Raw genomic sequence first — 24,125 nt, 5'->3', positions numbered from 1 at the left:
GCCGCCCTCTGTGGGCGGCGTTTTCCGTTTTCCGCGTGCTTGCGCCCGGTCAGCGCCCCTTAAACAACCCGCCAAGGATGCCGCGCACGATGCGCCGTCCGGTTGTGCCTTTCAGCTCCTTGATCACTGCTTCTGACATGGCAGAAGCGATCGTATCTGCGCCCCCGATGCGGCGCGATGTGGACCGTCCAACCCGGCTGCCGCTGTAGCGACGGGCGGCGCTGAATTCTCGGACCATCGGGTCCGGAGCAGTCTCTGCCTGTTCTTCCGCCGCAGCCGCCTCGCGTGCCGCTGTTTCGGCGCGGGCCTTCAAAATCTCATATGCGGACTCACGGTCAACACTCGCATCATACTTGCCCGCCATGACCGAGGCCTGCATCACCGCCCTGCGTTCCGATGGTGTGATGGGCCCCAGTTGACTGGAGGGCGGCCGGATCAACGTGCGCTCGACCACGCCGGGCACGGCTTTTTTCTCCAGCATTGAGGTGACCGCCTCGCCCACGCCCACATCGCGGATGGCGCCCTCGGTCGAGAATCTGGGGTTTTCGCGGTATGTTTCTGCCGCCAGTTTCAGTTTTTTGCGGTCTCGGGCGGTGAATGCACGCAGCGCATGCTGGACCCGATTGCCCAGCTGACCAAGGATGTCCTCGGGAATGTCATCCGGGGATTGGGTGACGAAATACACGCCGACCCCTTTGGAGCGGATGAGGCGAGCCACCTGCTCGACCTTGTCTATCAAAGCCTTGGGCGCGTCGTCGAACAATAGATGGGCCTCATCAAAGAAGAACACCAACTTTGGTTTGTCCGGATCACCGACCTCTGGCAACGTCTCGAACAGTTCGCTCAGCAACCACAGCAGGAACGTTGCATAGAGTTTGGGCGAGGCCATGAGCTTGTCTGCGGCAAGCACGTTAACCATACCGCGTCCAAGATCATCACCTCGCATCAGATCCTGAAGGTCCAGCGCCGGTTCCCCGAACATGCTTGCCCCGCCCTGGTTTTCCAGAACCAGCAGCCGACGCAGGATCGCCCCGATCGAGGCGGTCGACACATTTCCATATCGCAACGACAGGCTATCGCGGTTCTCACCGACCCAAACCAGCAAGGCTTGCAGGTCCTTGAGATCCAGCAGCGGCAGCCCTTGTTCGTCGGCCAGACGGAAGGCAATGTTCAGGATACCCTCTTGCGCGTCGCTTAATTCCAGCAAGCGTGACAGCAGCAGCGGCCCCATTTCAGCGACGGTTGTGCGCATGGGATGCCCCTGGTCTCCGAAGAGATCCCAGAAGGTGACGGGCACCGAATGGTAGTCAAACGAGGTAAATCCTATTTTTTTCGCTCTTTTAACGAAGGGGTCGTGAAGCGCGGCATCCGCACTGCCCGATTTTGCCAAACCGGAGAGATCTCCTTTGACATCCGCCAGGATTACCGGCACGCCTTCGCTCGAGAAACTCTCCGCAAGGATTTGAAGTGTAACCGTTTTACCGGTTCCCGTCGCACCGGCAATCAGCCCATGCCGATTGGCATACTTTAGGCTGAGGTACTGTGGCGTTGCATAGCTTTCGCCCCCTCCGCCGATGAAAACTTCCTTTGGCATGCCTGCTGAACTCCTCAAGGCGCGTATTCACCCAAATACATTGTTAACCTTTGTCTGCCAGCGTTAAGAGGTCCGATGGTTCGAATGCGGTTGGATCAACGGACACTTCCTCCCTGTCAGACTGGCCGTGCCTTAGTGCACGGCCTTTTTTTGTCTCGACGCGAGGGTGCGACACAATCTGTCATAATTCCATAGTAGAACACCGCCAAAAGGGTGCTTTGGCTGTAATATCATTTTTTTTCTATTGGATGTTGACCGATACGATTTTCGCTCGTAACGTTCTGAACAATAACTAAGTCGGCCAGTCCGACGGGGAGATATCTACGTAAAAGGGGGCTTCGGCCCCCTTTTTCGATGTCTGGCCTGTCAGCGCTGTCTTTTGGAAGGTTGATTGAGTATCCAAGCTGTAGAACATCGGCGGAAATCAGTCATTTGCCCCATTTACTGCTGTTATTCCCCTGACACTTGCAGGATGCCATGTTAAATGGCGAAGATAGATTCAAACAAAAGAGGCATTCATGTTGAAATCCCTCAGCTCGGTCTCCCTTGCCCTCCTCCTCGCGGCGTCGCCGCTGGTTGCGCAAGAGACGACGGATCAGGACACAACCGATCAGACTGCAGAAACTGCAGAGCAAGATGCAGAAGCGCCCGCGCCGAATGCAGACCAGCTGCTGGATCTTGGCACACCCGCCGATGCGGCACTGCGCGTCGGGCAGCGGTACTCAAAGGAGAAATTCGGCGATTGGGATCTGGCTTGCGTCAACACCCAGTCGGATGAAGATCCTTGCTCGCTGCTCCAGGTTCTTGTCGACGAAGAAGGCGGCCCCGTGGCAGAAGTCTCGCTGTTCCGCATCGACACGTCCGGTGGCGGCCAAGCGGTGGCTGGCGCGACTGTGATCGCTCCGCTGGAAACCCTGCTGCCGGCAGGTCTGACCGTCTCTGTGGATGGCGCGCCGGGCAAGCGCTACAACTTCTCCTTCTGCAATAAAGCCGGCTGTGTCGCACAGATTGGCCTGACAGAAGCAGATATCAATGCGTTCAAACAAGGCAGCGAAGCGGTCTTCAGCCTGCGCCCTGCTCCTTCGCCGGAAACCACGGTCTCTGTGCCGATGTCGCTGAAGGGCTTCACCGCGGGCTTCAATGCTGTGGATGTCGTGAAGCAGTAAGAACCGGGTCCTGAAACAAAAACGCCCGCCCGAGGATCAAACCTCAGGTGGGCGTTTTTTGTTCTGAGTAGAGGGTCAGACTCGCTTCAGCGCCAGGACAGCGTTCAATCCCCCAAAGGCAAACGCATTGGAGAGCGCAACATCAATCGTTGCTTCCCGCGCCTCGTTCGGCACCACATCAAGCGCGCATTCCGGATCGGGCTCTTCATAGCCGATGGTCGGGGCGACAACACCGTCGCGCAACGCCATGATGCAGGCCAGCAGCTCCACCGCACCGGTGCCGCCGATCAGATGGCCATGCATTGATTTCGTCGAAGAGATCATCAGATTGTCGGCATGCGGGCCAAACACATCGGCCACGGCGGCGCATTCAGTCTTGTCATTGGCCGCGGTGCCAGTACCATGGGCGTTGATATAGCCCACGTCCTGCGCATTGATCTGCGCATCCTTCAGCGCGCCGGAGATTGCACGCGCGGCGCCCTGTTTGCTGGGCATCACGATATCGGCGGCGTCAGAGCTCATGGCGTAGCCGACGATTTCGCAGAGGATTTCTGCCCCGCGGGCCTTTGCATGTTCGTATTCCTCGAACACAAAGACCCCGGCGCCTTCGCCCTGAACCATGCCGTTGCGATTTGCGCTGAACGGGCGGCAGGCGTCCTTCGACATGACGCGTAGCCCTTCCCAGGCCTTCACCCCGCCAAAACAGAGCATCGATTCCGACCCGCCGGTCACCATCGCGGGGCTCATGCCGCTGCGGACCATCTGGAAAGCCTGCGCCATGGCATGGTTGGAGGACGCACAGGCGGTCGAGACCGTAAAGCTGGGCCCTTTGAGGTTATATTCCATGGACACATGGCTGGCCGCCGCGTTGTTCATCAGCTTGGGGACAACAAAGGGATGAACCCGGTTCTTTCCGTCTTCGTAGACGGAACGATAGTTGTCATCCCAAGTGGACACTCCACCCCCGGCGGTGCCAAGAACAACACCTGATTTCGCGGCCAGCTCGCCCGTGAACTCGAGGCCCGATTGACGGATCGCTTCACCCGCTGCAACCAGCGTAAATTGGGTAAAGCGATCATAGAGAACCATCTGTTGCCGGTTGAAGCGGCCTTCTGCCTCGAAATCGCGGACCTGACCGCCAATCTTGATGGCAAGCCGATCAACGTCACGAAAATCCAGGTCGCCAATGCCACATCGGCCTTCGCGCATGGATTCCATGGTTTTGGCAACCGTATGTCCGAGCGCATTGATGGTTCCGGCGCCGGTGATCACAACGCGTTTCATGGCAAGTCCTCTTGTCCGATGACACCCAGTGCGATCAGCTGTTCTTTTCGGCGACCAGTTTGTCGATCCCGGCGATGATGGCGGCGACAGTCGAGATATCGAAATCGCTCTGCTCAGGCTCGTTGGCGTTGAAGGGGATGGTAATGTCGAATTCTTCTTCGATCGCAAAGATGCTTTCAACGAGGCCCAGGCTGTCGATGCCGAGATCTTCCAGCGTGCTGTCGAGGGTTACATCCGAGGGCTCCAATACCGCCTGCTCAGCGATGATTGCGATGACCTTATCCTGCGTGCTCATGAGCGGCTCCTGCGGGAGATGAGATTGCCTGAGGTTTACTGACTGAAAGGTTATTTGAAAACAGCCTTTTTCAATGCGTCGAGATCGCGCATCAGCCGTGGCAGCCGGCGCTGTGCTTTGTACATTTCCGTATGGGTGTCCATCTTCACAGAAGGGTAGCCCATTACGACACGGCCCGCGGGCACATTCGACAGGATCTTGGTGCCGCCGCCGGCAATCACCCGGTCGCCGATAAAGAGGTTGTCAGCGACGCCGCATTGGCCACCCAGCACCACATTGTTGCCGACGTCGACCGACCCGGACAGACCCGTCTGTCCGCAGAGCAGGCAATCATCACCGATGCGGCAGTTGTGGCCGATGTGCACCTGGTTGTCGAGCTTGGTACCATTGCCGATCACCGTGTCGCGGATCGTGCCGTTGTCGATCGTGCAGTTGGCGCCGATTTCAACGTCATTTCCGATCCTTACAGACCCAAGTGAATGTATGCGAAGCCAGGGCTGTGTCTCTGTTTCGCCCTGATCGCCCATAGTCTTGCGCGCGTTCTCGACGCCAGAGGTCTCGGCCGTCACATAGGAAAAACCATCCGCGGCCACACGCGCTCCGGGCTGGGCACGAAACCGGTCCCCGATGGTGACCCGCGCCCCGATCGAGACCATTTCGCGAAGGTTGGCGTCCACGCCGATGGTCACATCCGCACCGATGAAACAATGCGCGCCGATCAGGCTCCCTGCGCCGATGACGGCGTTGGGGCCGACCACAGCAAGTGGGCCGATGGTGACATTCTGTTCGATCACGGCGGTCGGGTCGATGACCGCGGAGGGATGAATGCCTGGCGTTTCACGCTGCCCAGGGTCGAGCATACGCGTGACACCGCCCATGGCGAGGCGCGGACGGACGACAAAGATCGCGGCGTCCAGCCCCATGCCTTGCCAGTCGGCCCCCTCCCAGACGAGTGCAGCGCGGGCTGTGCCTGCAGACAGCGCCTCGGCGTATTTGGGTGACATCGCCATGGCGAGCGCATCAGGACCGGCGTCCTGTGGCTCTGCGGCTTCGGTGATGGTCAGATCAACTGCACCAGCGGCCTCGGCCCCAAGGGCATCGGCGATCTCACGAACGGTGTACATCGGGCCATTCCTCCAAAAGCGGATCCTGGCCCGAGACTTAGCCCTGAACGCCGGGAAGCGCCACCCCTGCCCGCTCCATCGCGGACCAGATCTTGGCGTCACGACCATAGATGTCACGGCGGAATTCTGCGCGCCCATCTTCAGACACAAAGGCGGTGCGATAGATCATGTGCACGGGCACCTTGGTCTCAAGCGTGACCTTGGTCTCCTTGCCGCTGTTCAGCACCTGGTGGAAGTACTGCTTCGGCGTGTCGGATTGCCGTGCCAGAAGCGCATACGCGAACTCGAACGGTTTCTGCAAGCGGATGCAACCATGCGAGAAGGCGCGCACTTCGCGCCCGAACAGGCTCTTTTGAGGCGTGTCGTGCAGGTAGATGTTGTATTTGTTCGGGAACATGAACTTGACCAGACCAAGCGCGTTGCGGCTGCTCGGCGGTTGGCGCATCGCGAACGGAAAGCTGCGCGCGGTGAACTGGCTGAAATCCACGTTGTTGCGATTCACAACCCGCCCCCGGTTATCGGTGATCTCGATGTAGCTGTGGGCGTTGGGGTTGTTTTTCAGCTTCGGCAGATATTCCTTGGTGATGATCGAACGCGGCACATACCAGCTTGGATTGATCACCATATGATCCATCACGTCAGAGAATTCTGGCGTGCGGCGATCACTACGATTGCTGCCGATGACGGACCGCGTTTCAAATGTGATCTCGCCGTCGTCGATGATCTTGGCTGCAAAATCGGTCAGATTCACCAGAATATGGCGGTCTCCGCGATCCGGAGTCAGCCAGCGCTCCCGCTCCATCGCCACCAGCACAGATTTGATACGATCCGTCACCGGGCGATTGATCTCATTCAGGGTGCCCTCACCCGCGACGCCGTCTACCGCAAGCCCGTGTTCATCCTGAAAACGGCGCACCGCATCCTCAAGCGCGAGGTCATAGCTGCGCGTCGCCGTGGGATTCAGATACCCCATGGCAACGAGCCGATTGCGCAGGGCGATCACTGTGGGGCCAGTGTCGCCGGGCTCCATCTTGCGGACGGGGACGATTGCCCCCCAGCCACCGGCGCTAAGAAGGGCCTCAAGCCGCATCTTCTCACGCATCAGCGCACGGTATTGGGGTGAGGCCGGCACAAGGTTCTGCAGAAACGCATAGGGGCGCTCGCTCGATATACCGCTCAGGAACCCTGTGGCGTCTACCTTATGCTTGCTCCGGACGATCCCTTCGTCGATCGAGGAGGGCGTATTCACCAGACCGGTTTGCAGGTCGGTTGCATAGTCGACCAGCGCCCGGCTCAGGGCCACTTCGACCGCGCCCAAATCGCGGGTCGAGCGAACATTTCGCATTTGCGCCACCAGTTCGGAGGCGCGGAGCGACATATCCGGAAGCCCATGCATTGAGGCCTCTTCCAGCGCCTGCATAAAGGCCTGTCGCCGCGCTTTGGCTTCGGGCGTGTCCGCAGTCCAAAGCGGCGCATAGCCGGTCTCGCGGTAGAAAGAGGCAACAGCCTCATCCTCCCAAGCCATTTCTGCCACGGCCTGACGGAACCCCGTGGACGACGCAGCCGCGTCGTCGGCGAAGAATACAGAGGCGCCCAGCACTGCAGCCAGAAGGCCACCGGTGATGAGGGAAGAGAACTTTGGTGCGCAGGCCAGCAACATCTTTCAATAAACTCCAAGATACAACGCAAGAGGTGCGGATAGACGTTATCCGAGTGTAGGTAAACGGGCCCCTTGCAAGTCCACTCACATTTGCATCAGGCGTACCGAAGGTGTGGCGATGATGCCGTCAGGCCCCAATAACCGCGAATTGTTCCATGCGATGAGGGGGAAAATGACCTCTCACCTCCCCTGTTGCGCAAGTTTCTGCCGAAAAAACGCCACATTCGGATGGCCCGCCATTCATTTGTTGGCAGCTGATTCCTGCTGTGCCATACAACAGCTGCGCAACAAAGGCGCGAAAAAGGTACCCGAAATATCGGGACCTGTGACCACAAAAGCGTATGGGACAACGCTCATCACAATGGCAGAAAAAAATACCGGGTTTTCCCGTCGAGCACTCTTGAAGGCATTTGCGGCCACAACAGTCGCAGCAGCCCCAACATACTCTCAGGCCGCCGGCTTCCTTCGCGGAGGCGGCGACATCCGTAGAATTCGCATGTATTCAGGCCGTACAGGCGAGCGTTTGGATATGATCTACTGGATTGATGGCAAGTATATCAAAGATGCCGTCAAGGAAGTTAATCACTTCATGCGCGATTGGCGGACCGATCAGGTCAAGTCGATCGATCTGCGCACGATTGACATCATGTCAGCGTCTCTGAACCTCCTCGAGGTCAACGAGCCCTACCTCCTGCTGTCTGGTTATAGAAGCCCGCAAACCAACGCGATGCTTCGCAGCCGGTCACGCGGTGTGGCCAAGAAATCGCTGCACATGTCGGGTCAGGCCGCCGATCTGCGTCTTGCCTCGCGCTCTGTTGGTCAGATGGCGCAGGCTGCTCAGGCGTGCAAAGCAGGCGGCGTTGGTCGCTACTACGGCTCCAATTTCGTGCATATGGATTGCGGCGTTGTCCGCACGTGGCGCGGCTGAACGTCAAGACTGCTGTCCTGTATTGGGATCGCGCGCTGTCATCTTACAGCGCGCCGTTTGTCGTTTTGGCGTGTGCGCCGCGTATTGAGGCCGGCTTGTTGTCGTAGAGATGAGCGTAACGAATTCGCGGATAACGCGTTTTTTTCATTGCAGACTTTTCGACATCCGCGTATATCCGCCCTCACAGACGCACCTGTAGCTCAGCTGGATAGAGCGCTGCCCTCCGAAGGCAGAGGCCAGAGGTTCGAATCCTCTCAGGTGCGCCATTACATCAAAACATTGACGGTTTTCGAAGCGCGCAGCCTTTGCTACCTCTTGGCAAGATGCTGTTAGTCTTGCGCGCGATACGTTCCATACAGCGCTGACAGACTGCGGTCGGCGACATTCTCAAAGTCGCAGGTCAAACTAAAACAGCGCCGCGAAGGGTGATGCAGCCCGACGTGATCCCTGTGCCGTGTACAGGCTGACACACGAGGGACTTGGGCACGATTTGTGCTACGTCAATGCGCGCAAGGCCTTCGCCATGTCTGCATAGCCTTCGTAGGCGTAGTGTGTATGCATCTGTTCATACCACTGCGCCCATGGCTCTCGCTGGTCCTCGGGGAAAACATCGGTCCATGTGCCCTTGTTGACGAGGATTTTTCCATCGTCCGTGCGGCTCACTTCGATCTTGTTTCCCTTCATGGTCCCTCGCCTTTTGCAGCCCATTTGTTTCCGTTTTCCTACAACGGCAGAGCGGCGGCGCCAAGTGTCGTATCCCCGTGTCAGCCCGCCATGCGCGGTGTGGTCTGATCCTGCGATAGCGTTGCGTCCAAGAGATCTTCGATCCGATTGATCGTGCCAGCACGCAATTCAAATTTGATCCGCGCGAAAGCCTCTGCAGGCAGAGCCGCGAGTTTACGTGCCTCCTTCAGTGCATAGCCGTGCAGGTCCTCCAAATCGTCAGCGATCACTTCGATGATTTGGGCATTGCGCGCCGCAATCGGACCGAGACGTTGCCCCGTCAACATCAGGCGCCTTTGCGTGTTGCTGTCCAGCGACGCCCGCGCAATCTCCATAAGCGCAATCGGATATTCGGAGCCAAGCTGAACCTCAGTCATCTCGAAACCTGCACGCGCGTGCGCGACACGCACATCGCTGGCAAGAACAAAGAACATGCCGGCGCCGGAGCAGAGACCGACAGAGGCGATCACCACCGGTTTCGGACATGCGTAAAGTGCAAGAAAGGCCGCGTTCAGATCCGCTCCAACCGCACTTGCATCAGGTGCAACGCCGGTTGAGAAATCCTTGAACGGGCTGCTGAGGAGAATGGACTTCACATCAGGATCGACGGACAGCTCTTTGATTTGAAGTGTGAAATCCCGCAGAAAATCCTGTGTTAGTTGGTTTTCCGGTGCGTGTCCAAGCTGCAGTTCAACCACCCCATCACCATGTAGCCGGCGGTTGAGCCATTCGTCGCGTTCCATATTGCCCCCAAAATTCCCGATTCAACGGCGTATGCAGAAAAAAGCTGTACGCCCACCACGTCCGACTCTGGACCTTGAGGTTTGCCAATGTGTTACCAACGCAGGGGAAGACGCGTTCAATTGTATGGGTTTGCGGCCCTAAAGATCCGGTTTCTCGAGCGCATCCAGCCCGGCGCGCGCGAACTGCGGAACATAACTGCCAAGCTTCTGCGCCTGTTCTGGATTGGACGCATTACCGTCCATAGCGCGTTTCAAAACCCCTTGCAGGATCGCCCCCATGCGAAAGAAACTGAACGCGAGATAGAAACCAAAATCGGGAATTCCCGTCAGGCCCCGCCGGTCGCAGTACGCCTGAACGAAGGCCGTGTCAGTGACCAGCCCCTCAGCGGCACGATCCACGCCGGCAAGCCCACGGCCGTCGCTGCCGGGCGGCATTTGCCACTGCATGATCACACCGGCGAGATCCGCATAGGGATGGCCAAGCGTAGAAAGCTCCCAATCAAGCAGGGCGCGGCACTGTCGCCCGTCCGGGCTGAAGATCATATTGTCGATCCGAAAATCCCCGTGTACCAGCGTTCGCTGACCATCATCTTCTGGCAGAGTGGCTTCCAATTCTCTGATCAGCGCGTTCATCGCATCGATGCGAACAGTCTGCGAGCTGTGGTACTGCTTGGACCAGCGGGCCAACTGCCGCGCGAAATAATTGCCGGGCGGCCCATAATCAGAAAGCCCGACGTCATCCACATCGATCATATGCAATTCTGCAAGAACGCGATTCATCTCATCCAGCGTTGCAGCTCTGTCAGCTCTGGGCAATTCAAGCAGCCGGGGTTCGCCGAACGTCCTGCCCTCGACATGATCCATGATGTAGAAGACAGAGCCAATCATGTCCTCGTCTTCACACAGGAGATGCACGGTTGGAACTGGAACCGCAGTCCCGCGCAGCGCTGTGAGGACGCGGAACTCCCGGTCCACAGCATGCGCTGATTTCAAAAGCGTTCCCAAAGGCTTGCGCCTCAGAACATATCTGTGGTCACCGGCCTGTAAGAGGTAGGTCGGATTCGACTGCCCCATTGCAAACTTTTGCGCAGTCACAGCCTCTGTGAACCCCGGCAATCTTCCCGAGACAAAGCGCGCGACGGCTTCGGTGTCGAGCTGCGCCGTGGAGGTACTCATGCGAAAACTCCTGCATCAACTGTCACTTGCAAGTGACCAGAAACAAACGAAACTCTCCAGATACCACGGCGTTACACGACACAAGTGCAGGGTTGGCTGCGATGGTGTTCTGCTCAATGCGAGCTCCCCGATACCCGATGATCCCCTGCTGGAACCTGACGCGCGCGGCGGACATCTGATGACGAGGATGTCAGCCGGACGGCCCCGGTACAACGTAGGGGGTGGAATGGCGACGTCACGTCATACCAGATCACACCCTCTGTCAGGATACGAGGTGCCCCCGTGCAGATGCCTCATGACTGACAGCCTTTCGCGCGTATTTCCCCCTCGACTCTCGCGTTTGGGTGGATCAAAATATTCGTGAAACTGGCTCTTCCTTTGCCAGCATGGCATTTTATGAAAAACATTAGCATGTTTCTAACGCCTTCAACCGGTTCGCGGTCTGGAGCAGAAGTGCAGAATACGTTCGTTGTGCCTGTGTTCGCAGGAGCTACGATCAACGGGTAAAGAAGAACACGATGGGCGATCACGCTGATACTGGTCGATGCCCTGAAAGGACAGAAAATGACGCGCGTATTGATCCTCAACGGCCCGAACCTGAACCTGCTGGGGACCCGTCAGCCGGAGGTCTATGGGTCCGAGACGTTGGAGATGATCGAGGATCAATGCCGACGCCACGGCACCACACTCGGGGTTGAGGTCAGCTGCTTTCAATCAAACCATGAGGGTGCGTTGCTGGATCAGATCCATGCAGCCAAAGGGACGCACGCCGGGATCATCCTCAATGCGGGCGCTTATACCCATACGTCCGTTGCATTGATGGACGCGATCTACTCGGTTGAGCTGCCCACGATCGAGGTGCATCTGTCGAACATTCATGCGCGTGAAGCCTTCCGGCAGACCTCCTACATCTCCAAGGCGGTGATCGGGCAGATCTGTGGTTTTGGGGCGTTCGGCTATCTGTTGGCCTTGGATGCGCTTGTTCAGCACTGTTCGGGCAAACAAGATCCATGATCACGTCCGAATATCTTCACTACGTTACGCAGTGCAATTCGATCGAAGAACTGTGGCATGGCCACGTCCGTCAAATGAGCCGGTTCGGGTTTGATCGGTTGATCTATGGCTATACCCTTTTCAAGACAAAGACGTCTCTCGGCGACCCTGATGACTTCGTCGTCCTATCGAACCACAGCCCCGAATACCTGAGCGGATTTTTGGGTGATGGCCTCTACTCTCACGCGCCGATGCTGACTTGGGCGCTGCAAAACGAAGGCTTTGCCAGCTGGGGGATTGCGCATGAGTTGGCCGCGCAAGGACGTCTTGATTGCAAGGCGCAGGCGGTTCACGATTTCAACCAGAAGATGGGCGTGCATGCGGGCTACACCATCAGCTTCAACTCCGCGACGGATCGGTTCAAAGGCGCCATCGCCCTGGCGGCACGCCGCGAATTGCGTCAGGCGGACGTGGATCAGATCTGGGCCGAGCATGGGCAGGACATCGTGTTGATGAACAATGTCGCCCATCTCAAGATCCTCACCCTGCCCTATAACGCCCCCAATCGTGGGTTGACGCGGCGCCAACGCGAAGTTCTGCAGTGGGTGGGTGATGGGAAGACGACCCAGGACATCGCGTTGTTGATGGGGCTGACCACCGCGACCATTGAAAAGCACCTGCGTCTTGCGCGGGAAGCCCTATCGGTCGAAACGACTGCTCAGGCGATCCTGAAGGCAGCTCTGCACAATCAGATGTACGCGATCGAATACTAAGCGCGCGGCTGTCGTCTATTGAAACGATCTGGTGACAGTTCGGCGAATATTTCATGCGATAAGCCTTTCACAAGGTAAGGAAAACAGCACTTCACCTACGGGTGTTTATGCGGCATTATACAACTGTTCCGTGAGTGGTGGCTTAGCCTAGGGACTTCGGGAAACGAACCTTGCTATTTCAAGGCTCTCTGACCTGTCTGGTTGTTGGCGTGTATTCTTCCGCGCCAACAGCCGGAGACCACTCCCTCCCTATTTCATCTCAGATCAGGTACTTGATAGCGCGCGCTTCGGTCGGCTGTCATTTCGAGCCGCTGTTAGCGTTCCGGCAGAAGGCCATCAATCGCACATAGAAAAACCCCGGCGCGACACGCGCACCGGGGTCAAATCAGCTCAATGCTGCGGCCTAGGCTTAGCCTTTTGCGGCTTTGGCCACCTCAGCTGCGAAGTCTTCTTTCTCGACTTCGATGCCTTCGCCAACTTCCACACGAACAAAGCCGGTGATGGTCGCGCCTGCTTCCTTCGCTGCCGCTTCCACGGTCAGGTCCGGGTTCACCACGAACTGCTGGTTCAGCAGGGTGGATTCAGCAACGAATTTCTTCATGCGACCGTCGATCATCTTCTCGATGACCTGCTCCGGCTTGCCGGATTCGCGCGCGATGTCGATCTGAACCTGACGCTCTTTTTCGACGATCGCCGGATCCATGTCTGCCTCGGACAGAGCCGCCGGGTTCACAGCTGCGATATGCATCGCGACCTGCTTGCCGATCGCCTCGTCGCCGCCGGTCAGTGCAACCAGAACGCCGATTTTGCCCATGCCGTCGGTGGCCGCGTTGTGCACGTAGGACACGACGGTTTCACCTTCCAGCTTCGCCATCCGGCGCAGCGCCATGTTCTCGCCGATGGTGGCGATCTTGTCGGTCACGGTGGTGGCGACAGTTTTGCCGTCCAGATCCGCTTCTGCCAGTTCTTCAACCGTGGACACGGTCAGGGCGGCTTTGGCAATGCCAGACACCATGGCCTGGAAATCGGCGTTTTTCGCAACGAAGTCGGTTTCGGAGTTCACCTCGACAGCAACACCGGTGCCACCGTCGACGACCACGGCCACCAGGCCTTCTGCGGCGGTACGGCCGGATTTCTTGGCCGCTTTGGCAAGGCCCTTGGTGCGCAGCCAGTCAACAGCGGCTTCCATGTCGCCGTCGTTTTCGACCAGTGCTTTCTTCGCGTCCATCATGCCTGCGCCGGTGGATTCGCGCAGTTTTTTCACCATTGCTGCAGTGATTGCCATCTTGGCCTCTCCTCAAGTCAAATGCGGTTTGGGGCAGGTCTAACCTGCCCCACATGTCAAATCGATGACACGCTGTCGGGTTAGGCGCTGGCTTCTTCTGCCACCGCTTCCTCGACCGGTGCTTCTTCCAGTGCGCCGAGGTCAACACCGGCAGCGCCCATCTGAGCGGTCATGCCGTCCAGAGCTGCACGAGCAACCAGATCGCAGTAAAGCGTGATCGCGCGGGCCGCGTCGTCGTTGCCCGGAATGATGTAGTCTACGCCATCGGGGGAGCAGTTGGTGTCGACGATGGCCACAACCGGGATACCCAGTTTGTTGGCTTCGGCGATGGCCAGTGCTTCTTTTTTGACGTCGATGACGAACAGCAGGTCAGGAACACCGCCCATGTCGCGGATACCGCCGAGAGAGGCTTGCAGCTTCTCCAGGTCACGCTCCATGTGCAGGCGCTCTTTCTTGGTCAGGCCGTCGGCGCCGGCTGCCATACGCTCATCGATTTCCTTCAGACGGTTGATCGACTGGGAAACGGTTTTCCAGTTGGTCAGCGTGCCGCCGAGCCAGCGGTGGTTCATGTAGTACTGTGCGGATTTCTCAGCAGCTTCGGCGATCGGCGCTGCGGCCTGACGCTTGGTACCAACGAAGAGAACGCGGCCGCCTTTTGCAACGGTGTCACGGATCGCGGTCAGTGCCTGGTCCAGCATCGGAACAGTCTGCGTCAGGTCCATGATGTGGATGCCGTTGCGCGCGCCGTAGATGAACGGACCCATACGGGGGTTCCAACGCTGCGTCTGGTGACCAAAGTGTACGCCAGCTTCCAGCAGCTGACGCATGGAGAACTCGGGAAGAGCCATGCTATTCTATCCTTTTCCGGTTTTATCCTCAGCGGGGGTTCAGACGCTTTCGCGGCCAACCGGCGGTCTGTCAGGGATGTCTCCCCCGATCAGGCCAAACCCCGCTTGTGGGTTCGATGGCGCGCGTATAAGCCAGCTTGGACAGGTGCGCAAGCGCAAAACCAACGTCTCAGCGCTGTTCCGGCAGCTGCTTGCGCATTTGCATGTGCCCCTTGCGCACTGTCTCCTCGCAATAAGCAGCAAGCGCCTTGCGATCCTGAAACGCCTGCACGGCAACAGGGGCGTGGTAGGTGAGCTCCACCCTGCCCTGCGGCTGGGTCGCGAGCACCTTCAGCAGGTGGCTGCCAAAATCCATATCTCCCCACCAGCCGTAAAACCGGCGCTCGGCGCCCTTTGGGGCATGAAACACCACCGAAACCGGCTGCACATACAGGATATCACGCAACTCTGGCTCAAACAGTGAAGCAAACAGGGTCGTCTTGAACGGTAGCACCCGCAGACCGTCGGTTGAGGTGCCTTCCGGGAAGAACAGCAACTTATGTCCTGCTTTCAGACGCTGTGCGAACAGCGCCTTCTGCTCGTTGGATTTCTTGCGATCACGTTCGATGAATACCGTGCCGGTGGCGCGCGCCAGCCAGCCAATGCCGGGCCATGCCGCCACTTCGGACTTGGACACGAAATAGATCCGTTTGCGTGCGTTGAGGGCAAAAATATCGAGCCATGACGTATGGTTCGCGACAATGATACCGGGGTGATGCATCCGCGCGCCCTTGGTGTCAAAGCGCAAGCTCAGGATGCGAAATGCATTGCGGCAGACAAACATGGTGATGAAGGGCGTGACCGGCCGCTGCACCCCACAAATGGGACGTTCAATCAGACGCACCAATAGCAAGAGCAACAGGCAACCAAAGACCAGTATCGCCAACGCGGTGCCACGCAGACCGACCCGCAGCCATCCCATCGGCGTAATCCGAACCTGTTCCGGCGGTGTCTCACTCTTCCAGCTGACGGTCATTCAGCGGCGGTCCCGCGCGTATAGAGGCGGCTTTGACGTTCGTTCATCCGCGCAGTGTCGAGGATCAGGCAGACGTCAGTGGTGTTGAACGCGTGATCCACATAGGCCCCATCCCCCACAAATCCACCGAGCCGCAGGTAGGCCTTGATCAACGCGGGTGTGTCCACCATCGCGGCGCGGCGATCAATCTGATCCCCGTCCACCAGGTTCATCGGCTGGTAGGCTCTTGAACGTACGCGCAAATCTTCGGGCGCCAGATGATTGGCATGCAGCAGCGACAGGGGTTGCGCCAGGGCCTGCGGATCGGTGCCGTGAAAAGAGGCAACCCCGAACAGAACGTCGATCTGGTGATCCGCGACATAAGCGGCCAGCCCGTTCCAGAGGTGAAACATCGCCATACCGCCGCGATACTCGGCATGCAGACAGGATCGGCCCAGCTCAAGAAGTTTGCGCCCGGAGCTGCGCAATGCCGACAGATCATATTCATCTTCGGAGTAGAACTGGCCCAGCTTTTGGGCCTGATCGCTGCGCAGCAGGCGGTAAACTCCCACCACTTCGCCCAAGCGGTCATCGCTGACAAGCATATGGTCGAAGTACGGGTCAAACTTGTCCCGCTCCAATCCGGCCTCATGGTCCACCATCGCACCACTGCCGCCCAACTCACGCACGAAGACCTCGTAGCGTAGGGCCTGCGCGGCTCGCAGGTCCTGCTCAGTTTCGGCAATTCTCACGGAAAACTCTGGCGCGCCGTCCTGCATGGCTCTGCTTTATCCTTACTTTTTGGCGGGCAAATAGCGCATAGGCATATTCGCGCGCAAGATATATGCACACTTGTATGCGTTTGGTTAACGTTTCATAAACCGTTTTTACGGATCAAAGACTGGAACAAGGGCAATGCGCGCGCCATCGAAAACGACCTTGCCCTGGTCGGGAAAGTTGACAGTAATCTTGCCGCCCACGTTTGACTGCACCTGCCCCAGCCCCCATTCCGGGTGGTCGGGGTGTCGGGCAAACATGCCGGGTGCGAAGATGGTATTCAGGTCGTTCATGTTTTGAATGGCCCTATTGGAGGAATGTTATGGGTGTAGATAGCGCCAATTTGGCCGCATTGGTAGGTTCACGGATCTGTCACGATCTGATCAGCCCGGTTGGGGCGATCAACAACGGTCTGGAGCTTTTGGGCATGTCCAATTCGCTCGAGGGGCCGGAACTGGAGCTGATCTCCGACAGCGTCAACAATGCCAATGCTCGCATTCGGTTTTTTCGCGTCGCCTTCGGTGCCGCCGGTGAGCAGGAACTGGGCCGCATGGAGATCGCAAGCGTGCTCGGCGATGTCAGCAAAGGCGCGCGTATCAACTACAACTGGTCCTCGCAGGAGGCTGCAGCACGGCGTGATGTGCGGATGGCGTTTCTCGCTGGTCTGTGCCTGGAAAGCGCCCTGCCCTATGGCGGAACAATCCAGATCCTTCGCAGCACGGATGGCTGGACCGTGACCGGAGAAGGTCGCAAAATCAATGTTGACGAAAACCTGTGGGCCAGCCTCACAACCGACGCTGCCGAGGTGGAGATTACCCCGGCCCTCGTGCAGTTCGCTCTGTTGCCGGCTGCGGCGCGCGAGGCAGACAGGCAATTGTCATTCAATCAGAGCCTTGAGAAGATTTCGATCAGCTTCTGAAGCCCTCGCTGATACAATAAGAAACGCCGCTGAATTCCAGCGGCGTTTTTTGGTTTCGGCGTATTTGCTTGGCTTTAGGTGCGAACTGTACCGTCACCGCGCACAAGGTATTTGAAACTGGTGAGCTGCGCAGCCCCCACCGGACCGCGCGCATGCATCTTGCCAGTGGCAATTCCGATCTCTGCCCCCATGCCGAACTCGCCCCCATCTGCAAACTGGGTGGAGGCGTTGTGCATCAGGATCGCGCTATCAAGCTCGGTAAAGAACTGCGCCACCGCCGCGTCATCCTCGGTGATGATGCAATCGGTATGGGCCGAGTGATGGGTGCGAATATGAGCGATCGCCGCGTCGATGTCGGCAACCTTCTTGGCGGCGATAATCGCATCCAGGTATTCCTTGCCCCAATCCTCTGCCGTGGCGATCTGCATATCGTCGGGACCGGGCAGACCTTCCTCGGCGTGGATTTCCACCCCGCCCATCGCCAGCAGGTCCAGCACGTCCTTGCCGATGCTCTCTGCCACATCCTGATGGATCAGCAGGCATTCAGCCGCGCCGCAGATACCGGTCCGGCGGGTCTTGGCGTTCAGGACCACGTCGATGGCCTTTTTGCGATCCGCGTGTTTATCGATGTAGATATGCACGATGCCCTCGAGGTGGGCAAAGACCGGCACGCGGGCTTCGCGCTGCACCAGCCCGACCAGCCCCTTGCCGCCACGCGGTACAATCACGTCCACATGATCGGTCATGGTCAGCAGTTCCTGCACCGCCGCGCGATCCCGGGTCGGCACCAGCTGCACCGCGTCTTCCGGTAGCCCGGCCGTGCGCAGACCTGTGACAAGGCAGGAATGGATCGCCTGCGCCGAATGCAGGCTCTCGGAGCCACCGCGCAGGATCACCGCATTGCCGGACTTGAGGCAAAGCGCACCCGCATCTGCTGTCACGTTCGGGCGGCTCTCGTAGATCACGCCGATGACGCCAAGCGGTGTGCGCACCCGTTGAATGCGCAGGCCCGTGGGCTGGGTCCATTCCTCTAGGACGGCACCAACCGGATCCTCCTGTGCAGCCACGGCCCGAAGTCCATCAACGATGCCCTGAATACGCGCCTCGTCCAGCATCAGCCGGTCCATCATCGCCGCGGACAGCCCCTTGTCGCGGCCAAACTCCAAGTCCCGGGCGTTGGCGGCAATGATGTCGGCGCGCGCGGCCCAGACGGCCTCTGCGGCGGCGTTCAGTGCCTGTTCCTTCTGCGCACCGCTTGCGGTAGCGAGATGTTGTGCCGCCTGTTTCGCACGCCTGCCGATCTCCGCCATCAGCGCGGGGATGTTGTCGAGATCTTTCATGTCATATGCCCTTTTCTTTCCCAGGCGGGGTTCGAGACTCTCCGCCACGTCATGCGCCGGAGAAAATTCTCGCTGTCCTTAGAATGACAGGATCAAAGGGTCATGTCATCCCGGTGGATCAGGGCCGCGCGTCCCGCGTAGCCGAGGATGTCCTCGATCTCTGCGGAGCGGTGCCCTTGAATGGCCCGGGCTTCTTCCGCTGTATAGCGGCTCAGCCCCTGCCCCAGTTTGCGCCCGTCTGGGCCGAGGATGGCCAGCGGTTCCCCGCGGCCAAAATCGCCCTCCACATGACGCACCCCTGCGGGCAATAAACTGTTTCCATTGGCCAGCGCGGTCGCCGCGCCTTCGTCGATGGTGATCACGCCACGGGTTTTCATCGCGGCAATCCAGCGTTTGCGGGCCACCTGCGGGTCGCCTTGTGCGGTGAACCACGTCGAAGGCGCACCCTCTTCCAGGGCACGCACCGGCGACATCACAGACCCTTCGGTGATCGCCATGGCACAGCCTGCCGCGGTTGCCATCTTGGCCGCCAGCAGTTTGGTGATCATGCCGCCCTTGGACAGGCCCGAGACCCCGTCGCCCGCCATCGCCTCGATCTCGGGCGTGATGGTGTCGATCCGGTCAAAGCGTTTGGCACCCGCATCAAGCGCGGGATTGGCGCTGTAGAACCCGTCCACATCCGACAGAAGGATCAAGACATCAGCCTCCACCGTCACCGCGACCTGTGCTGCCAGCCGATCATTGTCGCCATAGCGGATCTCATCGGTGGCGATGGTGTCGTTTTCATTGACGATGGGCACCGCGCCAAGGCCGATCAGCGTCTCCAATGTGGCGCGGGAATTGAGGTAGCGGCGGCGGTTCTCGCTGTCCTCCAGCGTGACCAGCACCTGCGCCGTGGTGATCCCATGCGGGGCAAGGACTTCCTCATATGCGCGGGCCAGGCGGATCTGTCCGACGGCGGCGGCGGCCTGGGATTGTTCCAGCGGCAGCTCCGCAGATGGCAGTCCCAGTACCCCACGCCCCAGCGCGATGGAGCCGGAAGAGACCAGGATCACATCCTTGCCCTGCGCTTTCAATCGCGCCACGTCCTCGGCCAGCGTCAGGAGCCAGTCCTGACGCAGGGAGCCGCTGCTGCGGTCAACCAGAAGCGCCGAGCCGACTTTGATGACGACCCGTCGGGCCGTGGTCAGGGCTGCCAAGGAGAGTCCTCCTCCTCAGATGCCTCCGCCTGTTTGATCCGCAGGCGATCATCGTCGATCTGGGAGCGGACTGCGCGCAGCACACCATCCAGACCTTCGCGGCTGACGCTGGACATCATCATCACCGGCTCGCCAACCTCTGCTTCGAGCGCGGCACGGGCTTCGGCACGTTCCTCGTCATCCAGCGCGTCGATCTTGTTGAGCGCGGTCACGCGGGGCTTGTCGGCCAGTTCGCCGCCATAGGCCTCCAGCTCATTGATGATGGTGCGGTAATCTTCGGCCACCGTCTCCGAGGTGCCATCCACCAGATGCAGCAGCACGGCGCAGCGTTCCACATGGCCGAGGAACCGGTCGCCAATACCACGACCCTCATGCGCGCCTTCGATCAGGCCGGGAATATCGGCCATCACAAATTCGGTGTTATCAATCCCCACCACGCCCAGGTTCGGGTGCAGAGTGGTAAAGGGATAATCGGCAATCTTCGGCCGCGCGTTGGAAGTCGACGACAGGAAGGTCGATTTGCCGGCATTCGGCAGCCCCAGCAGACCTGCATCGGCGATCAGTTTCAGCCGCAGCCAGATGGTGCGTTCAACGCAATCCTGGCCGGAATTTGCACGTCGCGGCGCCTGGTTGGTGGAGGACTTGAAGTGCAGGTTGCCAAAACCGCCGTTACCACCCTTGGCAAGCAGGAAGCGCTCGCCGATCTCGGTCAGATCCGCCAGAACGGTTTCTTCATCTTCATCAAGGACCTCGGTCCCCACAGGCACCCGCAGGACAATGTCTTCGCCGTCCTTGCCGGAGCGCTGACGCCCCATGCCCGACTGGCCGTTCTTGGCAAAAAAGTGCTGTTGATAGCGGAAATCAATCAGGGTGTTCAGGCCGTCGACGACCTCAACCCAGACCGAACCGCCCTTACCGCCATCACCGCCATCGGGACCGCCGTATTCGATATACTTCTCGCGTCGGAAGCTGATGCATCCGTTCCCGCCGGCGCCGGAGCGAATGTAGACCTTTGCCAGATCGAGGAATTTCATGAGTGGGCCTCAGTGTTAGAGCTGGATCGCCAATACTTGAATTCAGGGGATGGCTCAACCCTGCGTCTATTGATGTCTGTGCATGGCTGTGGCGCGCCTCGCGCGGGTCAGGCCATGGATCAAACACGCGAGCCCGCCGCCTGACGCGCCCGCGTTGATTTGGGTCTTTTGGCCTTACAGCTTGCGGCTGTAGGTCCAGGTCGGCACGTTTGCATCGCGCGCAACGGAGAAATCCTCCGCATCGCCCAGATACTCAAACCCGCAATGGGTCAGAACCCGTGCCGAGGCAGGATTATCTTGAAACACGCTTGCGAACATGGCGGCATCGCCCAGGGGGTTGGTTTCCACCAGCAACTGAACAGCCATAGACGCCAAGCCGGTGTTCCAGAACGGCGGTGCCACCCAATAGCCAACCTCCGACTGGTTGCGATCCATGGATTTCAGGGAGATCACCCCCATCAGCTCGGCGTTGTCATCTTTGGTGCCGTCAATGGCCCAGGTGAATTCCCCCTTCTCCGCTTCCATCGCGCGCTTCACATAGGCTTCGGCGGCGCCAGGCGGATAGGGGTGCGGGATCGGAGCGGTCATCTTGGCAACCCGCGCGTCCCCTGCATAATAGGCAATCAACCCGGCATCCGACGGACGCAGGGGGCGCAGGTCAAACCGATCTGCGTTGATTATGGCCTGTTGATCCAGTTGATCCAAATCCATGACCTCGATCCTCCTCAATACTCATAATATCGGCAGAACAAGGACTTGCTCCTCCATCCCGTTGCCGATGAAATGGGACGCGCCGGTTCAAGAAACAAGGCAGGCCGTGCCTCAGGTCTCTCGCAGCTTTGAAAATTCCCATCAAAAACGAAAAGAGGGACCGGTCGTATAACCGATCCCCCTGAAGTTTTTACTACCCTTAGGTTCGGCTTACTCAGCGGCCTCCGCCGCCGGGAGAACCGAAATAAAGGTGCGGCCCTTGAGGCCTTTGTGGAAGGTCACGTTGCCGTTGGCGATTGCAAAGATGGTGTGATCTTTGCCGATGCCAACGCCTTCGCCCGGCCAAAACTTGGTGCCGCGCTGACGCACGATGATGTTACCGGAGATGGCCGACTGACCACCATACAGTTTCACGCCAAGACGGCGACCTGCGGAGTCGCGACCGTTACGGGACGAACCGCCTGCTTTTTTATGTGCCATTCTTGTCTCTCCTTAGCCTTGAGCCAGCTCTTTGGCCTGCTCAACCCACTCGGGTTTGATCTTGACGGCCTCGATACCAGCAATGTCGTCTTCGGACAAGGCTGCGATCTGAGCGAAGGTGGTGAGGCCGGCGGCCTGCAACTTCGTGGCAGCAGCGGGACCAACACCGGTCAGCTGGGTCAAGTCGTCGGAACCAGCGGCTGCGGGCGCAGCAGCTTTGGCAGCCTTGGCTTTGGGCGCTTTGGCAGCCGGAGCCGCGTCGCCTTTACCAGTGGCCGCTTTGACGCCGGAGGCATCCGCACCAGAGGCCAGGATCTCGGTGATCTTGACCAGGGTCAGCTTCTGACGGTGACCGACAGTCCGCTTGGAGGAGTGCTTACGACGACGTTTGACGAAGTTGATGACCTTGTCACCCTTGATCTGATCGACCACTTCCGCCTGAACGGCAGCGCCGGACACGAGCGGAGCGCCGACAACGGGGCTGTCGCCACCGATCATCAGAACGTCATTGAATTGTACGGTTTCGCCAGCGTCTGCAGACAATTTTTCTACGCGGAGCATATCGCCCGCCTGAACTTTGTACTGCTTGCCGCCAGTCTTCAGGACTGCGAACATTTCAGTCTTTCCTTTTCTCACCGCGTCCTTCGGTCCCCCTTTCGGGGTGTTTGCGACAGGGCCGTGCCCTCTCACCTCGAACAGCGCGCCCCTTGATCGGGGCGGTATGACAATAAACCCCGGCGCGGAGACTCCGGGCCGGGATGCGGGCTTTTGACCTTGATGCAGCCCTAAGTCAACCCGTTATCCACAGCGCATACGTAAAAAGGGGGCAGCCGCCATGCCCGGCCCTTGATCACAGATCCTGAACCGGTTGCAGCTCCCGCATGCGGTGGGCAAGTTCTTCAAAGCGGTTGGCCTGAATCTCATATTGGATCGCATTGAGAAGCTCGTAGACCTCCTGCATCAACGGGTCCTCCAGCGCATCTACGTAGGCTGCGACCTCGTCGGCCGAAAAGTCCCTATAGGTATAAGCAGAGTTCGCAAGGCTGGACGCGGCCATGCTGCGGCGCATCTCGCCTTCCTGTGCCTTCATCAGCGCGCGCAACCCATCCGCATCGATCCGCATGTCAATCACACCCGCTGCCGAGGCTGCCATCAGAAAGCGGAACTGGATCTCCTGCACCGCCCGGATTGCCGTGTCAGTGCCCCCGATCGCAGTGTTCATGTCCCGATAGAGGGCGACTCGCGGGTCACTGTTCTCTACCAGGTCGCTGATCAGCTGCTCACCCGCCTCACGCGCGGCGGTGGCGTCCTGGTTTTGATGGGATGCATTCTCCGCGACAACCAGCCGCTGACCGAGGTCCGAGGCGTAGAATTCCGCTGCGTGGAACAGCGCCTCCGAGGACAGCGTGTCCTCAAGTATATCCAGCGCCATCGTCTGCATCAGATCCGGAGCAAAGACCTCCTGCGTCAGGCGCTCCCACTCCAGACCGAAGTCGCCAGCATCCGCACCCAGCATCGCCGGTGCATCGCTGGCGGATTGGGCAATGCTCTCGAGTGCGACGTCAAAGCCCGTCACCTCGAGGAAGGCTTTGATCTGATCCCGCTCCGCAGCGCGCGCCGGATTGGGCTGAAAGAGAACGAGACACGCGGCAAGCGCGCAGAGACTGCGCAAGAGAGGCGCGACACGGGTGGCGGGGCGGCGGAACGCTGTGCGAGTGATGATCATAGTGGAGAATGTAGGGGCTTGCTTCGCCGGCGCAAAACAAAATCCCACTTTCTTGAAGTAACTGTGATTTCGCCCCTTGCACGTGGTGAAAATCACCTTTAAACGCCCTCACACCCCCCGCGGAGAGGTGCCGGAGTGGTCGAACGGGGCGGTCTCGAAAACCGTTGAGCCTTCACGGGTTCCCAGGGTTCGAATCCCTGTCTCTCCGCCATTATTCCCCACGATATTCAAAGTGAGTTGTGAGCTTCACTGAGTAGCGTGCGGGCACGTCACAGACATGTCTCAGCAGATAACTCGACCTGAATCCTACGCGCGACGACTTAGAGTCTCGCGCGTCTCGATTTGCTCCGCGG

25 protein-coding genes and 2 tRNA genes are annotated in these 24,125 nt (G+C 59.0%); 7 read left to right on the top strand and 20 right to left on the bottom strand.

The annotated features are described in order from the left end of the window. Positions 1-49 precede the first annotated feature (49 nt). Positions 50-1,594: a helicase HerA-like domain-containing protein gene (locus CLV89_RS10735; RefSeq protein ID WP_106163656.1), complete on the bottom strand. Its 1,545-nt coding sequence runs from the start codon at positions 1,592-1,594 to the stop codon at positions 50-52. A gap of 518 nt (positions 1,595-2,112) precedes the next feature. Here CLV89_RS10735 and CLV89_RS10730 point away from each other — a divergent pair. Then, on the top strand, positions 2,113-2,760 hold the full coding sequence (locus CLV89_RS10730) for an invasion associated locus B family protein (protein WP_106163655.1): 648 nt from the start codon (positions 2,113-2,115) through the stop codon (positions 2,758-2,760). A gap of 75 nt (positions 2,761-2,835) precedes the next feature. Here CLV89_RS10730 and CLV89_RS10725 read toward each other — a convergent pair whose 3' ends face one another. From CLV89_RS10725 to CLV89_RS10710, 4 genes are read right to left on the bottom strand one after another with little or no spacing between them, the layout of a single operon-like run. Next, entirely contained in the window at positions 2,836-4,044 is a 1,209-nt protein-coding gene (locus CLV89_RS10725; RefSeq protein ID WP_106163654.1) for a beta-ketoacyl-[acyl-carrier-protein] synthase family protein, read from the bottom strand. 34 nt (positions 4,045-4,078) lie between these two features. Next, positions 4,079-4,339, bottom strand: a complete 261-nt coding sequence (locus CLV89_RS10720; protein WP_106163653.1) for an acyl carrier protein — start codon at positions 4,337-4,339, stop codon at positions 4,079-4,081. Between the two features lie 50 nt (positions 4,340-4,389). Next, positions 4,390-5,463, bottom strand: a complete 1,074-nt coding sequence (gene lpxD / locus CLV89_RS10715) for a UDP-3-O-(3-hydroxymyristoyl)glucosamine N-acyltransferase (RefSeq protein WP_106163652.1) — start codon at positions 5,461-5,463, stop codon at positions 4,390-4,392. Positions 5,464-5,500: 37 nt separating this feature from the next. Then, positions 5,501-7,123, bottom strand: a complete 1,623-nt coding sequence (locus tag CLV89_RS10710) for a L,D-transpeptidase family protein (protein ID WP_106163651.1) — start codon at positions 7,121-7,123, stop codon at positions 5,501-5,503. Positions 7,124-7,484: 361 nt separating this feature from the next. Between CLV89_RS10710 and mepK the strand changes: the two genes are divergently transcribed. Beyond that, positions 7,485-8,051, top strand: coding sequence for a peptidoglycan L,D-endopeptidase MepK (gene mepK / locus CLV89_RS10705; RefSeq protein ID WP_106163650.1), 567 nt, complete (start codon positions 7,485-7,487; stop codon positions 8,049-8,051). Between the two features lie 189 nt (positions 8,052-8,240). After that, a tRNA-Arg gene (locus CLV89_RS10700) sits at positions 8,241-8,317 on the top strand. Between the two features lie 229 nt (positions 8,318-8,546). Here CLV89_RS10700 and CLV89_RS10695 read toward each other — a convergent pair. The 3 genes from CLV89_RS10695 to CLV89_RS10685 form a co-directional block, all read right to left on the bottom strand. Continuing rightward, positions 8,547-8,735, bottom strand: coding sequence for a hypothetical protein (locus tag CLV89_RS10695; RefSeq protein WP_106163649.1), 189 nt, complete (start codon positions 8,733-8,735; stop codon positions 8,547-8,549). Between the two features lie 80 nt (positions 8,736-8,815). Next, positions 8,816-9,517 carry an enoyl-CoA hydratase/isomerase family protein gene (locus tag CLV89_RS10690; RefSeq protein WP_106163648.1) on the bottom strand — a complete coding sequence of 234 codons (702 nt, stop codon included), beginning with the start codon at positions 9,515-9,517 and terminating at the stop codon, positions 8,816-8,818. 138 nt (positions 9,518-9,655) lie between these two features. After that, positions 9,656-10,693, bottom strand: coding sequence for a phosphotransferase family protein (locus CLV89_RS10685; protein WP_106163647.1), 1,038 nt, complete (start codon positions 10,691-10,693; stop codon positions 9,656-9,658). Between the two features lie 564 nt (positions 10,694-11,257). Here CLV89_RS10685 and aroQ point away from each other — a divergent pair. Together aroQ and CLV89_RS10675 are read left to right on the top strand one after the other, a co-directional pair. Continuing rightward, positions 11,258-11,707 (top strand): type II 3-dehydroquinate dehydratase, encoded by a 450-nt coding sequence (gene aroQ, locus CLV89_RS10680; RefSeq protein ID WP_106163646.1) that lies wholly within the window; start codon positions 11,258-11,260, stop codon positions 11,705-11,707. Continuing rightward, a complete protein-coding gene (locus tag CLV89_RS10675) occupies positions 11,704-12,459 on the top strand; it encodes a LuxR family transcriptional regulator (RefSeq protein ID WP_106163645.1) in 756 nt (251 codons plus the stop codon). The genes aroQ and CLV89_RS10675 overlap by 4 nt, the downstream gene beginning before the upstream one ends. 409 nt (positions 12,460-12,868) lie before the next feature. On the opposite strand, the gene tsf is transcribed toward CLV89_RS10675, so the two are convergent. From tsf to CLV89_RS10650, 5 genes are all read right to left on the bottom strand, one after another. Then, a complete protein-coding gene (tsf, locus tag CLV89_RS10670; RefSeq protein ID WP_106163644.1) occupies positions 12,869-13,744 on the bottom strand; it encodes a translation elongation factor Ts in 876 nt (291 codons plus the stop codon). A gap of 80 nt (positions 13,745-13,824) precedes the next feature. Beyond that, positions 13,825-14,592: a 30S ribosomal protein S2 gene (gene rpsB, locus CLV89_RS10665; protein ID WP_106163643.1), complete on the bottom strand. Its 768-nt coding sequence runs from the start codon at positions 14,590-14,592 to the stop codon at positions 13,825-13,827. Positions 14,593-14,761: 169 nt separating this feature from the next. Next, a complete protein-coding gene (gene olsA, locus CLV89_RS10660) occupies positions 14,762-15,607 on the bottom strand; it encodes a lyso-ornithine lipid O-acyltransferase (protein WP_106163642.1) in 846 nt (281 codons plus the stop codon). Next, positions 15,604-16,365: an L-ornithine N(alpha)-acyltransferase gene (olsB, locus tag CLV89_RS10655; protein ID WP_106163641.1), complete on the bottom strand. Its 762-nt coding sequence runs from the start codon at positions 16,363-16,365 to the stop codon at positions 15,604-15,606. Before olsB ends, olsA begins: the two co-directional genes overlap by 4 nt. Positions 16,366-16,473: 108 nt before the next feature. Next, positions 16,474-16,656: a DUF3553 domain-containing protein gene (locus tag CLV89_RS10650; protein ID WP_106163640.1), complete on the bottom strand. Its 183-nt coding sequence runs from the start codon at positions 16,654-16,656 to the stop codon at positions 16,474-16,476. 29 nt (positions 16,657-16,685) lie between these two features. On the opposite strand from CLV89_RS10650, the gene CLV89_RS10645 reads away from it, so the two are divergent. Further along, complete coding sequence (locus tag CLV89_RS10645) at positions 16,686-17,282, top strand: histidine phosphotransferase family protein (protein WP_106163639.1); 597 nt, start codon at positions 16,686-16,688, stop codon at positions 17,280-17,282. Between the two features lie 74 nt (positions 17,283-17,356). On the opposite strand, the gene CLV89_RS10640 is transcribed toward CLV89_RS10645, so the two are convergent. The 7 genes from CLV89_RS10640 to CLV89_RS10610 form a co-directional block, all read right to left on the bottom strand. Then, entirely contained in the window at positions 17,357-18,622 is a 1,266-nt protein-coding gene (locus CLV89_RS10640) for a glutamate-5-semialdehyde dehydrogenase (RefSeq protein ID WP_106163638.1), read from the bottom strand. A 92-nt stretch (positions 18,623-18,714) separates the two neighbouring features. Beyond that, complete coding sequence (gene proB, locus CLV89_RS10635; RefSeq protein WP_106163637.1) at positions 18,715-19,821, bottom strand: glutamate 5-kinase; 1,107 nt, start codon at positions 19,819-19,821, stop codon at positions 18,715-18,717. Beyond that, complete coding sequence (obgE, locus tag CLV89_RS10630; RefSeq protein WP_106163636.1) at positions 19,809-20,855, bottom strand: GTPase ObgE; 1,047 nt, start codon at positions 20,853-20,855, stop codon at positions 19,809-19,811. The genes proB and obgE overlap by 13 nt, the downstream gene beginning before the upstream one ends. A gap of 174 nt (positions 20,856-21,029) precedes the next feature. Then, positions 21,030-21,566, bottom strand: coding sequence for a GNAT family N-acetyltransferase (locus CLV89_RS10625; RefSeq protein ID WP_106163635.1), 537 nt, complete (start codon positions 21,564-21,566; stop codon positions 21,030-21,032). 210 nt (positions 21,567-21,776) lie between these two features. Next, positions 21,777-22,046 carry a 50S ribosomal protein L27 gene (gene rpmA / locus CLV89_RS10620; RefSeq protein ID WP_106163634.1) on the bottom strand — a complete coding sequence of 90 codons (270 nt, stop codon included), beginning with the start codon at positions 22,044-22,046 and terminating at the stop codon, positions 21,777-21,779. A 12-nt stretch (positions 22,047-22,058) separates the two neighbouring features. Beyond that, positions 22,059-22,661: a 50S ribosomal protein L21 gene (locus CLV89_RS10615; RefSeq protein WP_106163633.1), complete on the bottom strand. Its 603-nt coding sequence runs from the start codon at positions 22,659-22,661 to the stop codon at positions 22,059-22,061. Positions 22,662-22,896: 235 nt separating this feature from the next. Beyond that, positions 22,897-23,772, bottom strand: coding sequence for a DUF2059 domain-containing protein (locus tag CLV89_RS10610; RefSeq protein WP_106163632.1), 876 nt, complete (start codon positions 23,770-23,772; stop codon positions 22,897-22,899). 121 nt (positions 23,773-23,893) lie between these two features. Between CLV89_RS10610 and CLV89_RS10605 the strand changes: the two genes are divergently transcribed. After that, positions 23,894-23,983 (top strand) — tRNA-Ser (locus tag CLV89_RS10605). Positions 23,984-24,125: the final 142 nt, after the last annotated feature.

The organism is Tritonibacter scottomollicae, assembly GCF_003003215.1.
In the GTDB taxonomy this organism is placed as follows: domain Bacteria; phylum Pseudomonadota; class Alphaproteobacteria; order Rhodobacterales; family Rhodobacteraceae; genus Epibacterium; species Epibacterium scottomollicae.
Note: the sequence above shows the minus strand (reverse complement) of the source record. Positions and strands in the feature narration are given on the sequence as shown.